This is a genomic window from Nocardia sp. NPDC088792, assembly GCF_044750615.1.
GTDB lineage: Bacteria > Actinomycetota > Actinomycetes > Mycobacteriales > Mycobacteriaceae > Nocardia.
This window is the reverse complement of sequence record NZ_JBIVKC010000001.1, coordinates 399206-419437: the sequence shown is the minus strand read 5'-3', so window position 1 is coordinate 419437 and position 20232 is coordinate 399206. Positions and strand designations below refer to the sequence as shown.

21 protein-coding genes and 2 pseudogenes are annotated in these 20232 nt (G+C 67.7%); 13 read left to right on the top strand and 10 right to left on the bottom strand.

Annotated elements, in window-relative coordinates:
• Positions 1 to 51: 51 nt before the first annotated feature.
• Both ACIP5Y_RS02070 and ACIP5Y_RS02065 read left to right on the top strand, forming a co-directional pair.
• Positions 52 to 1215 (top strand): glycosyltransferase, encoded by a 1164-nt coding sequence (locus tag ACIP5Y_RS02070; RefSeq protein WP_400346751.1) that lies wholly within the window; start codon positions 52 to 54, stop codon positions 1213 to 1215.
• 201 nt (positions 1216 to 1416) lie between these two features.
• On the top strand, positions 1417 to 1608 hold the full coding sequence (locus tag ACIP5Y_RS02065; RefSeq protein ID WP_400346749.1) for a DUF3046 domain-containing protein: 192 nt from the start codon (positions 1417 to 1419) through the stop codon (positions 1606 to 1608).
• A gap of 9 nt (positions 1609 to 1617) precedes the next feature.
• Here ACIP5Y_RS02065 and ACIP5Y_RS02060 read toward each other — a convergent pair whose 3' ends face one another.
• Positions 1618 to 2142 carry a CGNR zinc finger domain-containing protein gene (locus ACIP5Y_RS02060; protein ID WP_400349069.1) on the bottom strand — a complete coding sequence of 175 codons (525 nt, stop codon included), beginning with the start codon at positions 2140 to 2142 and terminating at the stop codon, positions 1618 to 1620.
• Positions 2143 to 2433: 291 nt separating this feature from the next.
• On the opposite strand from ACIP5Y_RS02060, the pseudogene ACIP5Y_RS02055 reads away from it, so the two are divergent.
• Both ACIP5Y_RS02055 and ACIP5Y_RS02050 read left to right on the top strand, forming a co-directional pair.
• A pseudogene (locus tag ACIP5Y_RS02055) lies at positions 2434 to 2684 on the top strand (pyridoxamine 5'-phosphate oxidase family protein); the annotation flags it as partial.
• Between the two features lie 13 nt (positions 2685 to 2697).
• Positions 2698 to 3147, top strand: a complete 450-nt coding sequence (locus ACIP5Y_RS02050; RefSeq protein ID WP_400346747.1) for a nuclear transport factor 2 family protein — start codon at positions 2698 to 2700, stop codon at positions 3145 to 3147.
• Positions 3148 to 3256: 109 nt separating this feature from the next.
• On the opposite strand, the gene ACIP5Y_RS02045 is transcribed toward ACIP5Y_RS02050, so the two are convergent.
• Positions 3257 to 4660, bottom strand: a complete 1404-nt coding sequence (locus tag ACIP5Y_RS02045) for a DHA2 family efflux MFS transporter permease subunit (protein ID WP_400346745.1) — start codon at positions 4658 to 4660, stop codon at positions 3257 to 3259.
• A 94-nt stretch (positions 4661 to 4754) separates the two neighbouring features.
• Here ACIP5Y_RS02045 and ACIP5Y_RS02040 point away from each other — a divergent pair, with 94 nt between their 5' ends.
• From ACIP5Y_RS02040 to ACIP5Y_RS02025, 4 genes and pseudogenes are all read left to right on the top strand, one after another.
• On the top strand, positions 4755 to 5777 hold the full coding sequence (locus ACIP5Y_RS02040) for an Lrp/AsnC family transcriptional regulator (protein ID WP_400346743.1): 1023 nt from the start codon (positions 4755 to 4757) through the stop codon (positions 5775 to 5777).
• Between the two features lie 149 nt (positions 5778 to 5926).
• On the top strand, positions 5927 to 6970 hold the full coding sequence (recA, locus tag ACIP5Y_RS02035) for a recombinase RecA (protein ID WP_400346741.1): 1044 nt from the start codon (positions 5927 to 5929) through the stop codon (positions 6968 to 6970).
• Positions 6971 to 7860: 890 nt separating this feature from the next.
• Positions 7861 to 8481: pseudogene (gene recX / locus ACIP5Y_RS02030) on the top strand (recombination regulator RecX); the annotation flags it as partial.
• Entirely contained in the window at positions 8455 to 8748 is a 294-nt protein-coding gene (locus tag ACIP5Y_RS02025) for a hypothetical protein (protein WP_400349067.1), read from the top strand. The pseudogene recX and the gene ACIP5Y_RS02025, both read left to right, overlap by 27 nt.
• 10 nt (positions 8749 to 8758) lie before the next feature.
• On the opposite strand, the gene ACIP5Y_RS02020 is transcribed toward ACIP5Y_RS02025, so the two are convergent.
• From ACIP5Y_RS02020 to ACIP5Y_RS02000, 5 genes are all read right to left on the bottom strand, one after another.
• The gene (locus ACIP5Y_RS02020; protein WP_400346739.1) at positions 8759 to 9037 is read right to left on the bottom strand and encodes a hypothetical protein; all 279 of its coding nucleotides are present in this window, start codon (positions 9035 to 9037) and stop codon (positions 8759 to 8761) included.
• A 170-nt stretch (positions 9038 to 9207) separates the two neighbouring features.
• Entirely contained in the window at positions 9208 to 10113 is a 906-nt protein-coding gene (locus tag ACIP5Y_RS02015; protein ID WP_400346737.1) for an amino acid ABC transporter permease, read from the bottom strand.
• Positions 10110 to 10790, bottom strand: a complete 681-nt coding sequence (locus ACIP5Y_RS02010; RefSeq protein ID WP_400346736.1) for an amino acid ABC transporter permease — start codon at positions 10788 to 10790, stop codon at positions 10110 to 10112. Before ACIP5Y_RS02010 ends, ACIP5Y_RS02015 begins: the two co-directional genes overlap by 4 nt.
• A gap of 16 nt (positions 10791 to 10806) precedes the next feature.
• Entirely contained in the window at positions 10807 to 11640 is an 834-nt protein-coding gene (locus ACIP5Y_RS02005) for a glutamate ABC transporter substrate-binding protein (RefSeq protein ID WP_400346734.1), read from the bottom strand.
• Between the two features lie 43 nt (positions 11641 to 11683).
• The gene (locus ACIP5Y_RS02000) at positions 11684 to 12412 is read right to left on the bottom strand and encodes an amino acid ABC transporter ATP-binding protein (protein WP_400349065.1); all 729 of its coding nucleotides are present in this window, start codon (positions 12410 to 12412) and stop codon (positions 11684 to 11686) included.
• 195 nt (positions 12413 to 12607) lie between these two features.
• Here ACIP5Y_RS02000 and miaB point away from each other — a divergent pair, with 195 nt between their 5' ends.
• Positions 12608 to 14161, top strand: a complete 1554-nt coding sequence (gene miaB, locus ACIP5Y_RS01995; protein WP_400349063.1) for a tRNA (N6-isopentenyl adenosine(37)-C2)-methylthiotransferase MiaB — start codon at positions 12608 to 12610, stop codon at positions 14159 to 14161.
• 320 nt (positions 14162 to 14481) lie between these two features.
• Positions 14482 to 15063 carry a hypothetical protein gene (locus tag ACIP5Y_RS01990; RefSeq protein ID WP_400349062.1) on the top strand — a complete coding sequence of 194 codons (582 nt, stop codon included), beginning with the start codon at positions 14482 to 14484 and terminating at the stop codon, positions 15061 to 15063.
• A gap of 156 nt (positions 15064 to 15219) precedes the next feature.
• Here the strand turns inward: ACIP5Y_RS01990 and ACIP5Y_RS01985 are convergent, their stop codons facing one another.
• Positions 15220 to 15570, bottom strand: coding sequence for a hypothetical protein (locus ACIP5Y_RS01985; protein ID WP_400346732.1), 351 nt, complete (start codon positions 15568 to 15570; stop codon positions 15220 to 15222).
• Positions 15571 to 15858: 288 nt separating this feature from the next.
• Here ACIP5Y_RS01985 and crcB (ACIP5Y_RS01980) point away from each other — a divergent pair, with 288 nt between their 5' ends.
• Entirely contained in the window at positions 15859 to 16371 is a 513-nt protein-coding gene (gene crcB / locus ACIP5Y_RS01980; protein ID WP_400346730.1) for a fluoride efflux transporter CrcB, read from the top strand.
• Positions 16368 to 16730 (top strand): fluoride efflux transporter CrcB, encoded by a 363-nt coding sequence (gene crcB, locus ACIP5Y_RS01975; RefSeq protein ID WP_400346728.1) that lies wholly within the window; start codon positions 16368 to 16370, stop codon positions 16728 to 16730. The genes crcB (ACIP5Y_RS01980) and crcB (ACIP5Y_RS01975) overlap by 4 nt, the downstream gene beginning before the upstream one ends.
• Position 16731: 1 nt before the next feature.
• Here the strand turns inward: crcB (ACIP5Y_RS01975) and ACIP5Y_RS01970 are convergent, their stop codons facing one another.
• Positions 16732 to 18132, bottom strand: coding sequence for an MFS transporter (locus tag ACIP5Y_RS01970; protein ID WP_400346726.1), 1401 nt, complete (start codon positions 18130 to 18132; stop codon positions 16732 to 16734).
• Between the two features lie 94 nt (positions 18133 to 18226).
• On the opposite strand from ACIP5Y_RS01970, the gene ACIP5Y_RS01965 reads away from it, so the two are divergent.
• Entirely contained in the window at positions 18227 to 19231 is a 1005-nt protein-coding gene (locus ACIP5Y_RS01965; RefSeq protein WP_400346724.1) for a GlxA family transcriptional regulator, read from the top strand.
• Positions 19232 to 19393: 162 nt separating this feature from the next.
• On the opposite strand, the gene ACIP5Y_RS01960 is transcribed toward ACIP5Y_RS01965, so the two are convergent.
• Complete coding sequence (locus ACIP5Y_RS01960; protein WP_397010478.1) at positions 19394 to 20176, bottom strand: phosphatase; 783 nt, start codon at positions 20174 to 20176, stop codon at positions 19394 to 19396.
• Positions 20177 to 20232: the final 56 nt, after the last annotated feature.

The window sequence follows — 20232 nt, the reverse complement described above, 5'->3', positions numbered from 1 at the left end:
TCGGGGTGGATGGGTGTGGTTGGCGTCGGTGGGGTGTGGCAGTCTGTCCGCGTGCGAGTAGCTGTTGTGGCCGGGCCGGATCCGGGGCATGCGTTTCCGGCGATTGCGTTGTGCCTGCGGTTCCTCGAGGCCGGGGATGAACCGGTGTTGTTCACCAGTCCACGCTGGTTCGATGCGGCGCTCGCGGCCGGGATCGGCGTGCGCCGGTTGAAGGGGCTCGCGCCGCGCGCGGAGGATGATGACGGCGATGCGGGTGCGCGCATCCATCAACGGGCGGCGTTCATTTCGACCGAGATCCTGCCCGAGATGAGCGCCATGCTGCCCGACCTGGTGGTATCGGATGTGCTCACCGTCGGCGGCGGTATGGCGGCCGAACGACTGCGCCTGCCCTGGGTGGAACTCTCGCCGCATCCGCTGTACCTGCCGTCGAAGGGCCTGCCGCCCATCGGGAGTGGGCTCGCCATCGGCGAAGGACTGAGTGGCCGGGCGCGGGATTCGGTGCTGCGCGGGCTGACCTCGCGCGCCATCCGGCGTGGCGAGCAGCAGCGTGAACAGGCCCGCGAGAGTGTCGGCCTGCCGCCGGAGGATCCGGGCCCGACCGCACGCCTGGTCGCCACCCTGCCCGCGCTCGAGGTCCCGCGCCCCGACTGGCCCGATAATGCGCACCTGGTCGGCCCGCTGCTATGGGAGCCGACCGAGCACTTACTGGACCTGCCGAAGGGTGACGAGCCGCTGATCATGGTCGCGCCCTCCACCGCCGAAACCGGTGTGAGCGGCATGGTTTCCACCGTGCTCGAGGCCCTCGACGGCGCGGGTGTGCGAGTGGCCGTGTCCACCCTCGACACTCCGCCTGCCGAGCTACCTTCCTGGGCCACAGCCGGTTTGGGCCGCCAGGACGAAATCCTGCGCCATGCCGCGGTCACCATCGGCGGCGGCGGGCACGGCCTGCTCGCCAAATCCCTGCTGGCCGGCGTTCCCCTCGTCACCGTCCCCGGCGGTGGCGACCAATGGGAACTGGCGAATCGCGCTGCCCGCCAAGGCAGTTCGATCCTCGTCCGCCCCTTCACCACGGAAGCCGTCCGTGACGCCGTGGACCGCATCCTCGCCGAACCCGCCTACGCCGCCGCCGCCCGCTCCGCCGCCTCCGGCATCGCGGTGGTCTCCGACCCCGTCGGCGTCTGCCACGACGTCCTCGAATCCGCGCAAACCGCCTGAGACTGTTTGCCCGGCAGGTGAGAGATCGTCACGTCCGCCGGACTGTTAGCCGTGTCGGCCCGGACTGTTGCCGTGTCGGCCCGGACTGCTGAGGGTCGGTCGGATCATTGCGCGGCGGTGCGAGTGCGCGCCGGGGTGATCGAACGGGCCCGCTGGTGTGCGGGTCGGGAGCGTGCCGGGGTGGTTGGTAGGCTCGCGGCCGTGCGGTTGACGGAGTTCCAGGAACTGTTGCATACCGAATTCGGTACTGCGCGCGGCGACGCGCTGCTGACCGACCACGTGCTGCCCGCCATGGGGCGCACGGGCGCGCAGGCCATCGAGTCGGGGGTGGATCCGCGGGATGTGTGGCGTGCGTTGTGCGTGGAATTCGATGTGCCGCGGACTCGTTGGTGAACCGCCGGGTCAGTCCTCGCCATTGAGCTTTCTGGCGTAGTAGCGCGTGGCCTTGGCGCGATTGCCGCAGATGGCCATGGAATGCCAGCGCCTGGTCCCGTTCTTCGAGGTGTCGAGGAACCACAGCACGCAGTGCGGATGCGCGCACTGTTTGATCCGGTCGGGTGCGGCCGAGAGTAATTCCAGCAGGTTGTCGGCGGCGAGCCAGGCGGGTAACCACTCCGGCTGCGGCACTTCGGGTTCGGTCGCCGGCCCGGCGGCGGATAGCGACCGCCGGATGCGGCCGTGGTCGAGTACGGCGTTCAGATCGGCGCCGGATGCACCGCGCACGGTGTGCAGGATGGCTTCGCGGGCCGTGAGCAGGGCCTGCCGCATGGGCTCGCCGGCGGGGAGCGCGAGGTCGTTGTCCGCCAGCCATTGCCGCACTCCGGCCACGTCGGTGAGTAGATCCTCCAGCCCGTCGGCCGTCATCCAGCGCGTATTGAGCAGGTCCAGGGCGAGGGGTTCACCGAGGTGAGGGCGGGGATCGGGCACATCCGATCGTAACCGCCGGGGCATGGTCATCGGCCGCACACCTCCGTCGAACCGGTCGAAGTAGTCACAAGGGTTGACAGGCGAATCCTGCTGTCCCTAGATTCTAACTAGTAAAACTACTTATGCAGGTTAGACAGTCCGGAGGGCATCATGACCATCGCCTACCACCCGGGGGAACGGGCCGTTCAGGAACGCATGGGCCAGGCTCATATCGCCCAGCACGTGGGACGGATGATCCGGCCCGGCATTCCGGATCCGCTCGCCGAATTCCTGGCGCAGCAGCCGATGATCGTGGTGGCCGCCGCCGACGCCGAAGGCAATGCGGACGCCTCCCATCGCGGCGGCAATCCGGGCTTCCTGCAAGTACTTTCAACCACCCACCTGCGCTGGCCGGATTACCGCGGCAACTCGATGTTCATGACCCTGGGCAAACCACCGGCGCGCAATGCGCCATCGACTTCACCGTGCACGAGGTGGTGGAGATCTCCGGCGCCACACCCCTGCGCTGGAGCGAACCCGAACTCTCACCCGTCAACCCCTGAAAGGACCATCGACATGCGACCGCCGCTGCCACCCTTCGATCTGGACTCCGCGCGAATCAAGGTCCGGGCCGCCGAAAGCGCCTGGAACTCACGCGATCCCGAAACCGTCGCCCAGGCGTATACGGAGGATTCGGTGTGGCGCAATCGCGACGAGTTCGTCACGGGCCGCGCCGAGATCGTCGACTTCCTGAAACGCAAGTGGGCCAGGGAGAACGGCTACGCCCTGCGCAAGGAACTCTGGGGCTTCCGGGAGAATCGCATGGCCGTGCGCTTCCAATACGAATGGCACGACGAATCCGGCCAGTGGCACCGCAGCTATGGCAACGAACTGTGGGAGTTCACCCCGGAGGGGCTGATGTCCCGTCGCGAGGCGAGCATCAACGACATCCCCATCGCCGAATCCGAACGCCGCATCTTCGGCCCCCGCCCCGAAGGCGACGACACGCCGCTGCCGATCGAATAAACCTGCAAGGCAGGAGAATCGGGCGAATACCGGAGCGAGGTCCCGTCCCCGTATCGGGGGCGGGACCTCGCCACATCGTGTGCGCGCCCATTGCGCGCGGTATCTCGCATCAGCCGACCAGGACCGGCTCCTCGATCACATCAGGTACGCGCTGCTGGACCCGGAACAGGACGAAGGCGACGGCACCGGCTGCCACGCCCACCACACCGGCCACGCCCACTGCGGTATCGAGTCCGGTCACGAAGTGCGGCAGCGACATCGGCTGCCCGCCACCGGCCCCATTGCGGAACACCGTGCCGAGCAAGGCGACACCGAGGGCGAGTCCGAGCTGACGGGCGGTGTTCACCGCGCCCGCAGCGGTGCCGCTCTGCCGCGGCGGCACGGCCGCCATGCCCACTCCGACCACCGCCGGGGCCACGATACCCACGCCGACACCGATCACCACGAAGCCGGGAACCAGTGCGGCCCAGTCGGATCCACTGCCGATGATGGTCAGCAGGCCGCTACCGGCGCCGAGCACGATCAGGCCCGCGCCGATCGACCATTGCGGCGCCAGATCGTGCAGCAGGCGGCCGAACATGCCCGAAACCAGGAACGCGGTGAGCGCCATGGGCAGCATGGACAACCCGGCCCGCAGCGGGGACAGGTGCAGTTGCTGCTGCAGCCACAGCGAGATCAGCGGGTTCGCGGCGAAGGCGGCGAAGTTCAACCCGGCCGCCGCGATCAGGGTGGCCGCGAAACCCGGGCTGCGCAGCAGCGACAGCGGCAGCATCGGTGCGGCACTACGGGATTCGATCACCACGAATGCGATGCCGGCGATAACACCGGCGAGGATCGTCGCGGCCGCCTGGGTATCGCCCCAGCCGTGTTCACCGGCGCGGATGATGCCGTAGGTGACCGCGGTCGCCGCCACCGCGAAGGAGATCATGCCGGGCAGATCCACCTTCCGGTCAGTGCGGCGTTGCGAGGGCCCGAACACCAAGGCGGACAGGGTGATGGTGACCGCGGCGATGGGCAGATTGACGAAGAAGATCCACCGCCACGACAGCAGATCGGTGAGCACACCGCCCAGTACCACCCCGATCCCGGCGGCCGCACCGGCCACCGCGCCCCAGGCGCCGAACGCGATTCCGCGATCCTTCCCGGTGTAGGTGGCGTGCAGCAGTGACAGGGTGGTCGCGAACATGGCCGCGCCGCCGATGCCCTGCGCGGTCCGCGCCGCCACCAGGAACTCGGACGAGTGCGCCAGACCGCAGGCCAGCGAGGCGGCCGCGAACAGGACGAGACCGGTGAGATAGGTGGGCTTGGCGCCGACCCGATCGGCCAGCGAACCCAGCACCAGCAGCAGCGCCGCCAGCGCGAGCGCGTAACCGTCGACCACCCACTGCAGTCCGGACAGGCCGGTATGCAGATCGGCGGCGATGTCGGGGAGTGCGACGTTCACGATGGTGACGTCGATGAGCAGCATGAAGGTGCCCAGGCATGCCGCGAACAGTGGGAGCCACTTCCGCATGATTACCTCCAGAGAACGAACGATTTCGTCATAAAGGTTCGCGTGCACGCGGTTATCCCCATAGCTGTGGCGGTGTTTGCGCTAGATTCCTCCTATGGATCCGGAATGGGAAGACGATTCCTCCGTAATGGATGTGCTCGACAAGCAGATCGTGCACGGCCTGGTGTGCGATGCGCGCATCCCGTTCGCGCGGCTCGGGGCCATTCTCGGCGTCTCGGAGCAGACGGTGGCGCGGCGCTATCGATCCCTGCGGAAACTGGGGATCCTGCATGTGTCGGGGCAGGTCAATGTGGTGCCGCTGGGGCATGCGCGCTGGATACTGCGCCTCGAATCCGCACCCAGCCGGGCGGTGGCGCTGGCCGAATCCCTTGCGCGCGTACCGGATCTGAACTGGGTGTCGCTGCTGTCCACCGGGTCCGAGGTGATGTGCGTGTGCCGGCCGCGCAGCCTGGAACGGCGGGACGAACTGCTGCTGCGGCAGTTGCCGCGGGTCAGTCAGTTGAAGGGGATGGTCGCGCACGAGGTGCTGCGGGCGTTTCCGTTCGAGGAGGAGTGGCCGCGCTACGGCCATCTGCTCAGCGCGGAGCAGTTGCGGGAGCTGGGGCCGCGGCCGGTGCTGTGGGAACCGACCGGTCCGAAGTCGTCGGTCGTACTGTCCCGCGAGGACGAGATCATGATGACCGTCCTCGGCCGCGACGGCCGCGCGCCCTACGCGCAGCTCGCCGCCGCCACCGGCTGGAGCGCCACCCGGGTGGCGCGGCGGATGAGCGAACTCCTCGAGGCCGGGGTGCTCTACTTCGACCTCGACTTCGCTTTGGAGAGAATGGGTTACACCGCCCGCGCCTCGCTGTGGCTGCAGGTGCGGCCGGGTCATCTGGACGGCGTAGGGAAGGCGATGGCCACCCATCCGGAGGTCGCCTATGTGGCCGCCACCGCCGGGCCCAGCAATCTGATGGCCTCGATCGCCTGCCGTGACGCCTCGCATCTGTATCGCTATGTGACCGAACGGCTGGGGCCGCTGGAGGGGATCAACAATGTCGAGGTGACGCCGGTGCTGCGGCTGTTCAAGCAGTCGCAGGCGCTGGTGGAGGTGGATCGGGTCACCGTGCTGCCCTGACCGCCGAATCTTCGCCAGCGTGTCGCGGGGCGCGTTGTTTGCCTCGAACACTTGTTCGCCTAAGCTCGGCGTCGGAACTTGTCGGTGCCTCCCTCTAACGTGAGCGCCAACCACAGCACGAGACAATCCGTCCAGAAGGGGACCAGACGATGGCACCACAGGCTTTTGACCGCGACAAGGCGCTCGAACTGGCGTTGGCGCAGGTCGAGAAGAGCTTCGGCAAGGGCGCCGTCATGCGCCTGGGCGAAGAGGCACGCCAGCCCATTTCGGTCATCCCGACCGGTTCCATCGCGCTGGATGTGGCGCTCGGCCTGGGCGGTCTGCCCCGCGGCCGCATCGTCGAGGTCTACGGCCCGGAATCCTCGGGTAAGACCACCGTCGCCCTGCACGCGGTCGCCAATGCGCAGGCCCTCGGCGGTGTCGCGGCCTTCATCGACGCCGAGCACGCGCTGGACCCCGACTACGCCCAGAAGCTCGGTGTCGACACCGACGCACTGCTGGTCTCGCAGCCCGACACCGGTGAGCAGGCGCTCGAAATCGCCGATATGCTGGTGCGTTCCGGCGCCATCGACATCATCGTCATCGACTCCGTCGCCGCCCTGGTGCCGCGCGCCGAGATCGAGGGCGAGATGGGTGACAGCCACGTCGGTCTGCAGGCCCGCCTCATGAGCCAGGCGCTGCGCAAGATGACCAGCGCGCTCAACAACTCCGGCACCACCGCCATCTTCATCAACCAGCTGCGCGAGAAGATCGGCGTCATGTTCGGCTCGCCCGAGACCACCACCGGTGGTAAGGCGCTCAAGTTCTACGCCTCGATCCGCTTGGACGTACGCCGCATCGAGACCCTGAAGGACGGCTCCGACGCGGTCGGTAACCGTACCCGCGTCAAGGTCGTGAAGAACAAGGTCGCTCCGCCGTTCAAGCAGGCCGAGTTCGACATTCTCTACGGTGTGGGCATCTCCAAGGAGGGCTCGATCATCGATATGGGTGTCGACCAGGGCTTCATTCGCAAGTCCGGCTCCTGGTACACGTACGAGGGCGACCAGCTCGGCCAGGGCAAGGAGAACGCCCGCAAGTTCCTCCTGGAGAACACCGACGTCCGCGACGAGATCGAGAAGAAGATCAAGGAGAAGCTCGGTATCGGCGCCGACGTCACCACCGACGCCGAAGCCGGAGCACCCGCCGACTTCTGACGATGACCGATCGGGAAACCGCTGAGCCCCGGCCCGATTCGCCGGGGCCCACCACCCCCCGCCTGGACGCGGTAGAACGCCTCCGCCGCCAACTCGAAGCAGTGGAGTCCCGCGCCGCCAAACGCGGCGCCCGTTCCTCCCGCAAATCCGCCACCCCCGATCTCGGCCCTGACCTCTTCGGCCGAGATTCGGCGGACCCGTACAGCCGCAACTCTTCGAACGACCTGTACGGCCGAAACTCGGTGGACCCGTATTCCACCAACTCGGGCTGGACCTATTCCGAACCGGCCGAGCCGTATCCACCCCCTGCTGCACACTCTGCCCACACGGCCTACGATGCAACAGGTTTCGCCGAGGCCGGTCACAACCTGACCGACCCCGAACCACCCGACGACACCCCCGAAGACCCCTGGGCCCCACCCCCCGAGCCCCCCGGGTCTCACCGACGTTCGCCCACCGGGCGACGCCGGTCGCCGGGGCAGTGGCGAGAGGAAGCGTCCACTGCCCCCGGCGACGGCGGGGCCACCCCCACCCCGGAATCCGGGTCGCGCCCGAGCTCATCCACCGCCGCCGCGAATTCTCCACGCGCGCCCCGTAACCCGGCGTATCCCGACCTTCTTGCGGCTTCTCGCATTGATCACGGCGACGCCGAACACAGCACGACCCCCCGAACGGGATCCGGCCGCGCAGGCAGGCGCGCGCAGGCGGAGACGCGGACCGATCGTAGTGCCGCCGACGCATCGTCAGGCCCCGATAGTGCCGCATACAAACAAGCCGAGGAGTTCCTGGCACGCCTTGCGAAAGGTGCTGCACCGCAGTCCGATCCGGATATGGTCGGCGGGCATCGCGGGCGGGGCCCGGCTGATGGGGACACGATCACCTCGGCCGAGCTGCGCGGCAGGCCGGCGGGCGCGTCGGAGCCGGGGGAGGCCTTCGGGCGATCGGACGGCCGGGATGAACGTGGCGGGCGGGCCGGTCGCGGGCGTGGACGGGGACGTCGATCGGACTCGGGTGACGGGGCGGCAGCGCCTTCGGCTCCGGCTGGAGGGGGCACCGAGTCGCAGGCGAAGGATGTGTGTCTGCGGCTGCTGACCGATCGGGCGCGGAGTCGTTCGGAACTGGCGGATCGGCTGGCGGACAAGGGGTTTGCGGCCGAGGTGGCGACTCGGGTGCTGGATCGCCTGGCCGAGGTCGGGTTGATCGATGATGCGGCTTTCGCGCAGCAGTGGGTGCATTCGCGGCATACCTATTCCGGTAAAGGGAAGAAGGTGCTGGCGCAGGAGTTGCGCCGGAAGGGGATTGCGCCGGAGGATGCGGAGCCGGCGCTCGAGGCGATCACCGCCGATGATGAGAACGCCCGCGCCGCCGAACTGGTTCGCCGCAAGTTGCAGACATTGTCTCCGGAGCTCAGCCGGGACAAGGCTGTCAGTCGGCTGGTTTCCATGCTGGCCCGGCGTGGGTATGCGCCCGCCACCGCGTATTCGGTGGTGACCGCGGAACTCTCGGCTTCGGGTCTCGACCTGCCGCGTGAGACTTCTCGGACTGCGCAGCCCAAGAAGCCCTCCGTAGCGGAGAAGAACGATGAGGACGGCGACGGCGAACAAGAGGATCAAGGCTCGGACGAGGACAGCGCCGCCGAGTTCGTGCGCAAGAAGATCCGTACCTTGCCGCCGAATCTGGATCGGGAGAAGGCGATACGCCGACTGGTCGGAATGCTGGCCCGCCGCGGGTACAACCAATCCGTCGCCTACAAGGTGGTCAAAGCCGAACTCGGCTGAGACCCGGCAGCTAGTGCGTGATGCCGCGAGGGTGAGTGGTGCCGTGGCGGCGTTGGGGGCCGCGAGTGGCGCCGCGTTCGGGGCGGCGGGTGGCGGCGGCCCGCAGGGCGGGGGTTGCTGCCGCGGGGTCGGGGGCGCGTGAGTTTTCCATGCGCTTGCGGCCTTTCACGGTCAGCAGTGCGCCGACGGCGGCGGCAATGGCCGCGCAGACCGCCGCGAGCGGCGTGATGATGGTGACCAGCGTGAGGCCCAGCGCGTATTGTTTTCGGCCCCGGTCGTACTCGCCCATGAACAGCAGTATGCGAGTCTGTCGGCGGATTGTCCGCAGGTCGGGAGACTTGTTGGCAATCGGATTCCTGGTCGGGCGTACAGGTTTCGATTCCGAATGCGATACGGCCCGGGTGAACCGTGTTCACCCGGGCCGTATTCAGTAGTGCGGCGCCTACTGCGGTGCGGTGCCTACTTCGGCGCGGTATCGGCGCCCCGGCCGGACATGACCATGTCCATACCGGGCGGCGGCGTGCCGCCGGTGGCCGCGAGCACCGTGCGCGAGCCGCGTTTACGGGTGCGCAGGAACTTCTCCAGCCGGGTGGCCGCCACCGTCAGCGCATAGTTGAGGATGATCATGACGGCCGCGATCACCAGCAGTGACGGAATGGTGTTCTGTTCCGACGCACCAAGTTGCTGTCCGGACCGCACGATCTCGCGGTAGGTGATCTGATAGCCCAGCGCCGTATCCTTCAGCGCCACCACCATTTGCGAGACCAGCGCCGGCAGCATGGCGGTGATCGCCTGCGGCAGCAGGATGGTGACCATCACCTGGGTCTTGCGCAGCCCCAGCGCGACGGCCGCCTCGGTCTGTCCCTTGGGTAGCGCCTTGATCCCGGACCGCACGATCTCCGCGATGACCGAGCCGTTGTAGATCGTCAGCGCCGTCACCACCGCCGCCAAGGCCAGTTGATCCGACTGGAACAGATTGTTCTGCGCGTACAGCGAGAACAGGAAGATCATCAGGATCAGTACGGGAATGGCCCGCGAGACCTCCACCACGACACCCGCGATGATCCGCACGATCCGGTGATCCGAGAGCCGCAGAATGCCGAAGATCATGCCCAGCACCATCGCGAGCACGATGGACAGCAGCGCCGCCTCGATGGTGCCGCGCAGACCCGGCAGCAGGTACGTGCTCCAGATGTCGCCTTCCACGAACGGCTTCCACTTCGCCGCCGTGAACTGCCCCTTGTCGGAGAGCCCGCGATAGAGGAACCACACCGCCGCGATCAGCACCGCGGCCACCACCACCGAGTAGAGGCGGTACCGCAGCCGCGCCCGGGGACCGGGCGCGTCGTAGAGGACCGTGCTCATCGGCGCACCTCGAATCGCTTGGCCAGCCAGCCGAAGAACAGACCGGTCGGCAGAGTCAGGATCACGAAGCCGAGCGCGAAGATGGCGCCGACCTGCAAGGCCGCCGCCTCGTTCTCGTTCATCTCCGCCATGAGCAGCGCGGCCTCACCCACACCGATCGCCGAGGCGATGGTCGAGTTCTTCGTCAGCGCGATGAACACACTGCCCAGCGGCGCGATAACGGCCCGGAAAGCCTGCGGCAACACCACCAGTCGCATGTTCTGCGCGAAGGTCAGGCCGAGCGAGCGCCCGGCCTCCGCCTGCCCCAGCGGCACGGTATTGATGCCCGACCGCAGCGACTCACAGACGAAAGCCGCCGTGTACACGCTCAATCCGAGCACCGCGAAACGGAAATTGTTCTGCGCCAGGTCATTCGGCCCCTTGGCGGCCAGCCGCAATCCCAATGTGGTGTACAGGCCCAGCGAACAGAACACGATGATCAGCGTCAACGGCGTATTCCGGATGATATTCACGTACGCCGAACCCGCCCACCGCGCAATGGGAATGGGCGAGACGCGCGCCGCCGCCACCAGGGTGCCGATAATCAACGCGAACAAGGCCGAGGACAGCGTCAGTTTGATGGTCACCCAGAACGCATCGAGCAACTGGGAATGATATCGGGAAATCAGGTCGAACATTATCGGCCGCCGCGGTTCAGTACCGGTCGACCTGGGGCGGGGCCGGGATCTGGAGGCCGGTGGCGCCGAATTCCTTCTCCAGCGCGGCCTTCCACGACCCGTCGTCGATCATGGCCTGGATGGCGTCGTTGATCTTGCCGCGGGAATCGGTATCGCCCTTCTTCAGGCCGATCCCGTACTTCTCGGTGGTGAAGGGCTGTCCGACCAGCTTCAGCGCGCCCGGCGATTGCGCCGCGTAGCCGCGCAGAATGATGTCATCGGTGGTGACGGCGTCCACGGAACCGGACTTCAACGCCTCCACGCACAGCGAGTAGGTGTCGTATTCCTGGAGCTGAACTTCCTTGGCGTAGTGGTCCTTCACGTACTGCGCCGGCGTGGATCCCTTGACCGAGCACAGTTTCTTGTTGCCGTTGAGCGAGTCCGGTCCGGTGATATCGGTGTTGTCGGAGCGCACCAGCAGCGATTGTCCCGCAATGTAATACGGCCCCGCGAAGTCGACCTTCTGCTTGCGCGAATCGGTGATGGAGTAGGTGGCGGCGATGAAGTCCACCTGCCCGTTCTGGATCAGCGTTTCACGCTGCGCGGACGGTGCTTCCTTCCAGGTGATGTTCTCCGGCTTCACACCCAGCTTGCCGGCCACATAGGTGGCGACGTCCACATCGAAACCGCTGTGGCTGCCGTCCTTGTTGAGCAGTCCCAGGCCCGGCTGGTCGAACTTGATGCCGATGGTGAGCTTGCCATTGGCGGCATTCTGGGTGGCGGTCTTGTTGCTGCCGCCGCCACAGGCCGTGACGGCCAGCGCGAGCGCGGCCACTCCGGCGGCGATCCGGAGCGCGTGATTGATCCTCATCGGGAGTCCTTGTCTAGGAAAGGTCCAGGGAAAGTCTGGTCGATCAGTGGCTGAGGATCTTGCCCAGGAAATCCTTGGCGCGATCCGACTTGGGGGCGGTGAAGAAGGCGTCCGGTTCGGTGTCCTCGACGATCTGGCCGTCGGCCATGAACAGCACGCGATCGCCGGCGCGGCGCGCGAAACCCATTTCATGGGTGACCACGACCATGGTCATGCCGTCCTTGGCCAGCTGCACCATGACGTCCAGAACCTCGGACACCATTTCCGGGTCCAGGGCGGAGGTCGGCTCGTCGAACAGCATGACCTTCGGGTCCATGGCCAGCGCGCGGGCGATCGCCACGCGCTGCTGCTGCCCGCCGGACAGCTGCGCCGGATACTTGTCGGCCTGATTGGCGATGCCCACTCGCTCCAGCAGCTCCAGGCCGCGAGTCCGGGCCTGGGCCTTGTCGATTCGGCGCACCTTCACCGGCGCCAGGGTCACGTTCTCCAGGATGGTCTTGTGCGCGAACAGGTTGAAGGACTGGAACACCATGCCCACATCCGCGCGCAGATTGGCCAGCGCCTTGCCTTCGGCGGGGAGTTGCACCCCGTCGATGGCAATGGCGCCGGAGTCGATGGTTTCCAGCCGATTGATGGTTCGGCACAGGGTCGACTTGCCGGAGCCCGAGGGTCCCACCACGATCACGACCTGCCCCTTGGGCACCTCGAGATTGATGTCACGCAATACGTGCAGCGAGCCGAAGTGCTTGTCCACATTCCGCATCGAGATCATCGGCGCGGACGTGCTGATGGATTCGGCAGCGTCGGTCATAACCGGTGAACTTAGCTGGGATGTGGCCGAAATGCTCGCCTTTGTCGTGTCATGCCTGTGAATGGACCGTGAGCACCCTGCGAGACCTGGGTCACCGGGGACCGAGCGCGTTTATGGTCGTCCTAGGTCAGCCATTACCCTGGTTGGGTGAATTCGTTGGCGCAGGTTTCAGCACGTGGCGAAGCAGTCCGGGACGATGCGCGGACCTATGAGGTCCGCACCTACGGCTGCCAGATGAACGTGCACGACTCCGAACGCCTCTCCGGCCTGCTCGAAGACGCCGGCTACATCAAGGCCGACGCCGGTGCGACCGCTGACCTGGTCGTCTTCAATACCTGCGCGGTGCGCGAGAACGCCGACAACAAGCTGTACGGGACCCTGGGCCACCTCGCGCCCATCAAGGCCGACCGGCCCGGCATGCAGATCGCCGTCGGCGGCTGCCTCGCCCAGAAGGACCGCGACACCGTGGTCAAGAAGGCGCCCTGGGTGGACGTGGTGTTCGGCACCCACAACATCGGCTCGCTGCCGGTGCTGCTGGAACGGGCCCGCCACAATGAGGAAGCCCAGGTCGAGATCATCGAATCGCTGGAGGCCTTCCCCTCCACGCTGCCCGCCAAGCGCGAATCCGCGTACGCCGGCTGGGTGTCGATCTCGGTGGGCTGCAACAACACCTGCACCTTCTGCATCGTGCCCGCGCTGCGCGGCAAGGAGGTCGACCGCCGGCCCGGTGACGTGCTCGCCGAGGTGCAGGCGCTGGTCGATCAGGGCGTCATGGAGGTGACGCTGCTCGGGCAGAACGTGAACGCCTACGGCGTCTCCTTCGCCGACCCGACCGAGGAGCGCGACCGTGGCGCCTTCGCGAAACTGCTGAGCGCCTGCGGCAATATCGAGGGTCTCGAGCGCGTCCGCTTCACCTCACCGCATCCGGCCGAATTCACCGATGACGTCATCGAAGCCATGGCCGCCACCCCGAATGTCTGCCCGCAGCTGCACATGCCGCTGCAGTCCGGCTCGGACCGCGTGCTCAAGGCCATGCGCCGCTCGTACCGCAGCGCCAAGTTCCTCGGCATCATCGAGAAGGTCCGCGCGGCCATGCCGCACGCCGCCATCACCACCGACATCATCGTCGGCTTCCCCGGCGAGACCGAAGAGGACTTCCAGCAGACCCTGGACGTGGTCCGCCAGGCCCGCTTCACCAGCGCCTACACCTTCCAGTACTCGATCCGCCCCGGCACTCCGGCGGCCACCATGCCCGACCAGCTCCCCAAGGCCGTAGTCCAGGAACGCTACGAGCGCCTGATCGCCCTCCAGGAACAGATCTCCCTCGAAGGCAACCAGGCCCTCATCGGCACCGAGGTGGAGTTGCTGGTCGCCGAGGGCGCCGGCAAGAAGAACGCCGCCACCGCCCGCATGTCCGGCCGCGCCCGCGACGGCCGCCTCGTCCACTTCCGCCCCCCGGCAAACCCGGCCCCCGGCACCGAAATCCGCCCCGGCGACATCGTCACCACCGACATCACCGGCGCCGCACCCCACCACCTCATCGCCGACGGCGCCCTCCACACCCACCGCCGCACCCCAGCCGGCGACGCCCACGAACGCGGCATCACCCCCAAAACCGCCCCCATCGGCGTCGGCCTCGGCCTCCCCCGAATCGGCGCCCCGGCCCCGGAACCGGTAGCAACCGGCTGCGGTTCCAGCTGCGGCGAGTGACCTGTCGGCTCGGGGTTTCAGGGGCTTGCCCCTGAGAGTTCCGGGAGTTGTCTCGACCCCAGCGCCAACTACGCAGCGTCATAGGGCAGGATCGCTGGGGGATGCGCAGCGGGATTTCGGCCCGCGGGAACTTCCGCCGCGCACGGCACGACCAGTTATCCGTCGCTCGCGTGTGGCGGATGCCGCAGGAGCGAGGATCGCACCGCATGACCGAGCAGCCCGATGAGGCCCGTGACCGGCCGGATGCCCCAGCGACACCGGAAAACGAAGCAGCACAAACCGACTCGACGCCCGAACAGGCCGAAGCGAACGAGGAGACCATGAAGGCAGCCGAGCCCACCCCGGATTTCGAGCAGTTCCGCGCCGAGCTCGAGGCCGTCGAACGCAAGATCGCCGGGGAGATCGATCCGGGCATCCGGGCCATGGTGGTCGCCGTCGCGGTGTTCGTGCTGCTGATCTCGCTGGTGCTGCCGCACGCCGGTCATGCCCGCGGCTTCGATGTGCTGCTGTCGGATGCTGCGGCGGCCGCCGAGCACATCGGCCTGCCGTCGCGCGTCTTCGTCTGGTTCACCACCGTTTTCGGCATCGGCTTCTCGCTGCTGGCCCTCATCACCCGCCGCTGGGCGTTCTCCTGGATCGCCGCCGCCGGTTCCGCGATCGGCAGCGTCTTCGGCGTGCTGTCCATCTGGCACCGCAACACCCCCGAGCCCGGCAACTATCACGGTGCGGGCCCGGGCATCGGCCTGATCATCGCGACCCTGGCCAGCATCGTGCTCACCTTCCACTGGGTGCGCGTGGTGTGGAACCGCACCTCCGTGCACCTGGCCGCCGAGGAGCAGCGCCGCATCGTCGAGGCCAAGGCCGAGGAAGTCCGCCGCCGTCGCCTGTTCGGCGAGGACTGAGCCACCGAGAGCTGGGCCATCGAGGACCGAGCCACAGTCTTCATGACAAAGAGCCCGGGGCAATCGAATCCGATTGCCCCGGGCCTTTCTTCATGATCGGGCCGCAGCCCCGATGCTCCGGCGGCCCGCCGCGCAACGGGCCGCCGTCGCGATGGTTCAGGCGGCCGCCGCGTGCCGCAGCTGCCGCATGACAGTGCCGGGATCCGCCACGTCGACGACGAGACGGGTGAAATCCGCGCCCTGCAGTTCGATGAGCACGCCCTGCCCGCCGAACCGGGTGTCCCAGAACTCCTTACGGCCCTTGCCGCGGAAGATGCCCGCCGCGATCACACCGGGGAAGAATGTGCCCGGCGCCCGCACCCACGGTGGACGCAGGTCCACCGGTGCGGACGTCACGCAGGCGACATTGCGCAGATCGAAAGTCACATGCTCGCGCAGTGCCAGCACCCGATGGGTTCCGGTCACATGCACGGTCACAGTCGTTCCGGTGACCTCCAACTCGACCATCCCGCACCTCGTTTCGTCCCGACTTCGTCAACGAGTTCCACAGTGCCCGCCGTACCTGGTGAGAGCCTGAGGGTTCTCTGGTATTTCATTAGGGCTTCGTTCGGCTCCCGGACCAGCGGTGATCTCGCGCACATCGGCCCCGGAGCTGATGGACGAGTGACTAACCTCTACGGTGTTATGCGGCGGTGGGGCTCGCCGCTCCGGCGTGCAGCCGGATAACCGCGGCGTTCGCCGCCAACAGTCCCTACGCCATGCACCCGAATTCGGGATTGGAGTAGGGAGAAGTCTGTGAGCAGCGAGACCAGCACGCCCGGCGGGGTAGAGCCGATCGACCCGGATATCGATCTGCACGTTCCCGGGCAGCAACGGGAACTGTTGCGGTCACAGGGCGCGATCCTGTCCGCCATCTCGATCGGCGGCGCCATCGGCGCGCTGGGTCGCTACGGGCTGGCGCAGGCGTGGCCGACTCCGCCGCACACCTTTCCGTGGGCCACCTTCGTCATCAATGTGGCCGGCTGTTTCCTGATCGGCGTGCTCGTGGTGCTGGTGACCGAGGTCCGCGTGGCGCATCCGGTGGTGCGGCCGTTCCTGGGCGTCGGCATTCTGGGCGGATTCACCACCTTCTCGACCTACGCCAATGACATTCGCGGGCTGCTGCGGCCCGACACCGTGGGCACGGCCTTCGGCTATCTGGCGCTCACCCTCGTCTGCGCGTTGCTGGCGACGCTGGTCGCGTTGCGGCTCACGCGTGCGGTGTACGAGGTTGCGCGGCAGCGCAGTCGGCAGGAGGTCGCGGCATGACCGTGGTACTCGTCATCCTCGGGGCCATGGTGGGGGCGCCGCTGCGCTACCTCACCGACCGGGCGATCCAGACCCGGCACGACAGCGTATTCCCGTGGGGCACCTTCACCGTGAACCTGATCGGCTGCATGATTCTGGGCGGGATCACCGGGGCGGCGGTCTCGTCACCGTGGGTGGCGTTGCTGGGCACCGGGTTCTGCGGTGCGCTCACCACGTACAGCACCTTCAGTTTCGAGACGGTCCGGCTGGCCGAGGAGAACGCCTACTTCTATGCGGCGCTCAATGTCGTCACCAGTGTGATCGCGGGGCTCGGCGCGGCGCTGCTGGGTTACAGCGCCGCGCAAGCCATCTTCGGGTGACTCAGCCGCGCTCGGGGCGGTAGGCGAGTCCGGCCGCGGTGGCGGCGACTCCCGCGATCAGCATGTAGATCCAGCCCGCCCGGAATTCGGTCAGGGTGCGCTGGGCCTGATCACCGAGGATCGCGGTCAGAATGGCCACCCCCAGTGCGGAACTGGTCTGCCGCGCCATCATCAGCGTGCCCGAGCCCAGTGAGATCTGATCGGCGGGCAGCAGGGTCGATGCCCCGAACAGCGGCGGCTGCAGCAGTGCGGTGCTGATCCCGCCGCAGAGGGCGCCCGGAATCATCACCACCGCATACGAATCCGAGAACCCGCTGGCCGCCACCCACCACGCGCAACCGGCCGCGATGGTCGCCCCGCCCAGCGCCGCCGAGGTCCGCGCCCCGACCAGCGCGATGAAACGTCCCGAGAACGGCGACAGCAGTAGGCAGCTGATCGGCATGATGGCCACGCCGAGGCTCGCCCGCAGGGTGGAGTAATGCCATTCCTCGGTCATGAACAGCGTGGCTTCCAGGACCATGGCCGCGAAGGCCAGGTAGTAGCAGAAGACGCCGAGGGTCGCGATGCGGAACGGTTTGTGCCCCAGCACCGCCGGGCTCACCACCGGATCCGGATGATGCCGCACGTGCCACACGAACCACGCCGACAGCAGTACGGCCGCGACCAGGCAGCCCAGCGTGCCCGGCGCCGCGTACCCCCAGTCCGGGGCCTGCACGAACACGGTGGTGAACGCCGCGGTCGCGCCGAGGATCAGCGCCGCGCCCAGCAGATCCAGCCGCCGGTTCGCCCGCACCTGGATATCCGGCAGCAGCCGCAGCCCGAAGACGAAGGCCACCACCGCGAACGGCACGTTCAGCAGGAAGATCCACCGCCACCCGGCTTGCAGCAGCAGTCCGCCGATGACCGGTCCGCTGGCGCCGCCGGCCGCCGCGATGGCGGTCCAGATGCCCATGACCTTGGTGTGCTCCGACTTCGGGAACACCGGCAGCACCAGTCCGAGCCCGGTCGGGATGAGCAGCGCGCCCGCGGCCGCCTGCACGATGCGGGCGATGATGAGCGCCGCCAGGTTCGGCGCCAGCCCGCAGGCGATGGAGGCCAGCCCGAACAGGGCTATGCCGATGAGGAATCCGCGCTTGCGGCCGGTGTCGTCGGCGAAGCGTCCGGCCGGGACCAGCAGGGCGGCCATCACGATGGTGTAGGCGTTGAGCGTCCACGACACCGCGCCGGTGGAGGCGTTCCCGAAGGAATGCTGCAGGGCCGGGAAGGCGACGATGACCGCGAAAAGATCGAGAATGGCGAGGTATTGGGCCACGCCGGCGATGGCGAGGACCCGCCGGCGCCGGGCGTCGAGCGGGGTTTCGGTGTCCGGCCCAGGGACTGCTCGGGTGGTCGTTGTCGTCATGAATTCGACTATGCGAGCGAAGGATTCCCGCCAACAGTGGCAGAAATGCCATGATGCGCTAGATTTCTGACACGCGGCGCGCTAGATTCCGGACATGGAGTCTGCCAGCGCTGGAACGATCGCCGTCGCCGTCGCACCGGGCATGCCGGTCTTCGAAGTGGCCATTCCGTACCAGGTCTTCCACGAGCCGCCGGTCGGCGTGGACCCGGCCACGTGGTACGACTTCCAGCTGTGCGGCCCGCGCGAGCATCGCTCCGCGGAGATGCGCGACCCCTTCGTGGTCCTCACCGATCACGACTACGACGATCTGGTCCGCGCCGACACCGTCATCATCCCGTCCACCCCGAACGTGCGCGAGGACCCGCCCGCCGACCTGGTCGACGCCGTCCGCGCCGCCTACGACCGCGGCGCCCGCATCGCCTCACTGTGCTCGGGCGCGTTCATTCTCGGCGCGGCGGGCCTGCTCGAAGGCCGCCGCATGACCACGCACTGGCGGCACCTGGACGCGCTCGCCGAACGCCATCCGCACCTGGACGTCGACCCGACGGTCCTGTACATCGACGACGGCCGCATCCTCACCAGCGCGGGCACCATGGCCGGAATGGACCTGTGCATCCACCTGATTCGCAATGACCTCGGCTCGGCCGCGGCCAATGCCGCCGCCCGCCACCTGGTCGTCCCGCCGCATCGCGCCGGCGGCCAAGCCCAATTCCTGCAATCCCCGGTACCCGCGGTCGCCACCGATTCCGGCCTCTCCGCCACCCTGCAATGGGCGATCCGCCGCCTCGACAAGCCGCTCACCGTCACCGACCTGGCCCGCCACGCCAACACCAGCGGACGCACCCTGGCCCGCCGCTTCCACGCCGAAATCGGCGGCACCCCACTGCAATGGCTGCTCACTCAGCGCATAATCCGAGCCCGCGAACTCCTCGAAACCACCGACCTCCCGGTCGACGTGGTCGCCGACCGCTGCGGCCTCGGCAGCCCCGCCAACCTGCGCGCCCACTTCGGCCGCGAAGTAGGCATCTCCCCGAGCGAATACCGTCGCACCCACCGCGCCACCCGCCATGAGGTCATCACCACCCCCGCGGCGCCGTAAAGCCCACTCGCGCAACCCAATCCGGCCGTGCTTGCCCGGCGACCCAGCTGTGTCAGGCGAACTCGGCACGCTCATCGAGCCCACTCGGCGCGCCCGTCCGGCCCGACTCGGCTTCGCGCGTCCGGGTGACCCGCCGTAGCGGGCGGCCGGCGTCGCGAATCGTCAACGCGACAGGATGTATTCGCCGAGCAGGTCGTATTCCTCGGCGGCGATACCGTCGTCGAGGGGGACCGCCACCGCGACCGTGCCTTCTTCCTCGCCGACGAAGAGGGCCGGGTCATTGCAGTCCGCGAAGCCGATGGCGTCGATGCCCGCGTAGGCCGCGCCGCCGCACCAGCCGTGGTCGGCGACCACCAGATCGGGCATGGGCTCGCCGGATTGGGCCAGTTCGGTGAGGACCGTGCGGATGGGCTGGGCGGAATGGGTGTGCGCGCGACGGCCGATGTCGACCACCATGGCTACGCCGCGGTCGTAGCGGATCTCCAGATGGCGCCAGCCCCAATTGGTGTCGGTGTCGAAGCCCAGGCCCGCGCCCGCTTCCACCACGGTGCCGCCTGCCACTTTGAGCGCGGCGGCCAACTGTTGATACAGGCGCGCGAGGCGCGCCGGATGACCGGTGGCGAAGAGGACTCGCTGTTGTTCGCGCAACGCCTTGTCGAATCGGGCCGCATACCGATCCAGTGCCGCCGCAGTGCGTTCCGGGTCGATGGTGTCCTTGCCGCGCCGGTAATTCAGCCGGGGGTCGACGCCGACCTTGCGGACCATCAGATCCAGGATCGCGTCCTCAGTCCACTGCGGGCCCGGGTTCAGGCCGAAAAGAAAGTCCGGTTCGCGTTCGGCCAGCCGGCGATAATGCTCGAGGTTGTTCTCGCGCGAGGTGGCGACGCGTCCGGCCATTCCGGTCGCCAGCAGATGCGCGATGAGTTGTTCCCGGTTCGGCGCCATGCCATCGAGATTAGCGACAAACGAAAAGGTCCGGCGGTCAACGAAACTCGTCGACC

What these genes read in the sequence shown, in the direction of transcription:
- ACIP5Y_RS02000 (WP_400349065.1), bottom strand. Translation starts at nt 12,412, where the DNA reads ATGATCTCGATGCGGAATGTGGACAAGCACTTCGGCTCGCTGCACGTA.
- ACIP5Y_RS02010 (WP_400346736.1), bottom strand. Translation starts at nt 10,790, where the DNA reads ATGTTCGACCTGATTTCCCGATATCATTCCCAGTTGCTCGATGCGTTC.
- ACIP5Y_RS02050 (WP_400346747.1), top strand. Translation starts at nt 2,698, where the DNA reads ATGCGACCGCCGCTGCCACCCTTCGATCTGGACTCCGCGCGAATCAAG.
- recA (WP_400346741.1), top strand. Translation starts at nt 5,927, where the DNA reads ATGGCACCACAGGCTTTTGACCGCGACAAGGCGCTCGAACTGGCGTTG.
- ACIP5Y_RS01985 (WP_400346732.1), bottom strand. Translation starts at nt 15,570, where the DNA reads ATGGTCGAGTTGGAGGTCACCGGAACGACTGTGACCGTGCATGTGACC.
- ACIP5Y_RS02020 (WP_400346739.1), bottom strand. Translation starts at nt 9,037, where the DNA reads ATGGGCGAGTACGACCGGGGCCGAAAACAATACGCGCTGGGCCTCACG.
- crcB (WP_400346728.1), top strand. Translation starts at nt 16,368, where the DNA reads ATGACCGTGGTACTCGTCATCCTCGGGGCCATGGTGGGGGCGCCGCTG.
- ACIP5Y_RS02015 (WP_400346737.1), bottom strand. Translation starts at nt 10,113, where the DNA reads ATGAGCACGGTCCTCTACGACGCGCCCGGTCCCCGGGCGCGGCTGCGG.
- ACIP5Y_RS02040 (WP_400346743.1), top strand. Translation starts at nt 4,755, where the DNA reads ATGGATCCGGAATGGGAAGACGATTCCTCCGTAATGGATGTGCTCGAC.
- ACIP5Y_RS01960 (WP_397010478.1), bottom strand. Translation starts at nt 20,176, where the DNA reads ATGGCGCCGAACCGGGAACAACTCATCGCGCATCTGCTGGCGACCGGA.
- ACIP5Y_RS01970 (WP_400346726.1), bottom strand. Translation starts at nt 18,132, where the DNA reads ATGACGACAACGACCACCCGAGCAGTCCCTGGGCCGGACACCGAAACC.
- ACIP5Y_RS01965 (WP_400346724.1), top strand. Translation starts at nt 18,227, where the DNA reads ATGGAGTCTGCCAGCGCTGGAACGATCGCCGTCGCCGTCGCACCGGGC.
- ACIP5Y_RS01990 (WP_400349062.1), top strand. Translation starts at nt 14,482, where the DNA reads ATGAAGGCAGCCGAGCCCACCCCGGATTTCGAGCAGTTCCGCGCCGAG.
- ACIP5Y_RS02045 (WP_400346745.1), bottom strand. Translation starts at nt 4,660, where the DNA reads ATGCGGAAGTGGCTCCCACTGTTCGCGGCATGCCTGGGCACCTTCATG.
- ACIP5Y_RS02005 (WP_400346734.1), bottom strand. Translation starts at nt 11,640, where the DNA reads ATGAGGATCAATCACGCGCTCCGGATCGCCGCCGGAGTGGCCGCGCTC.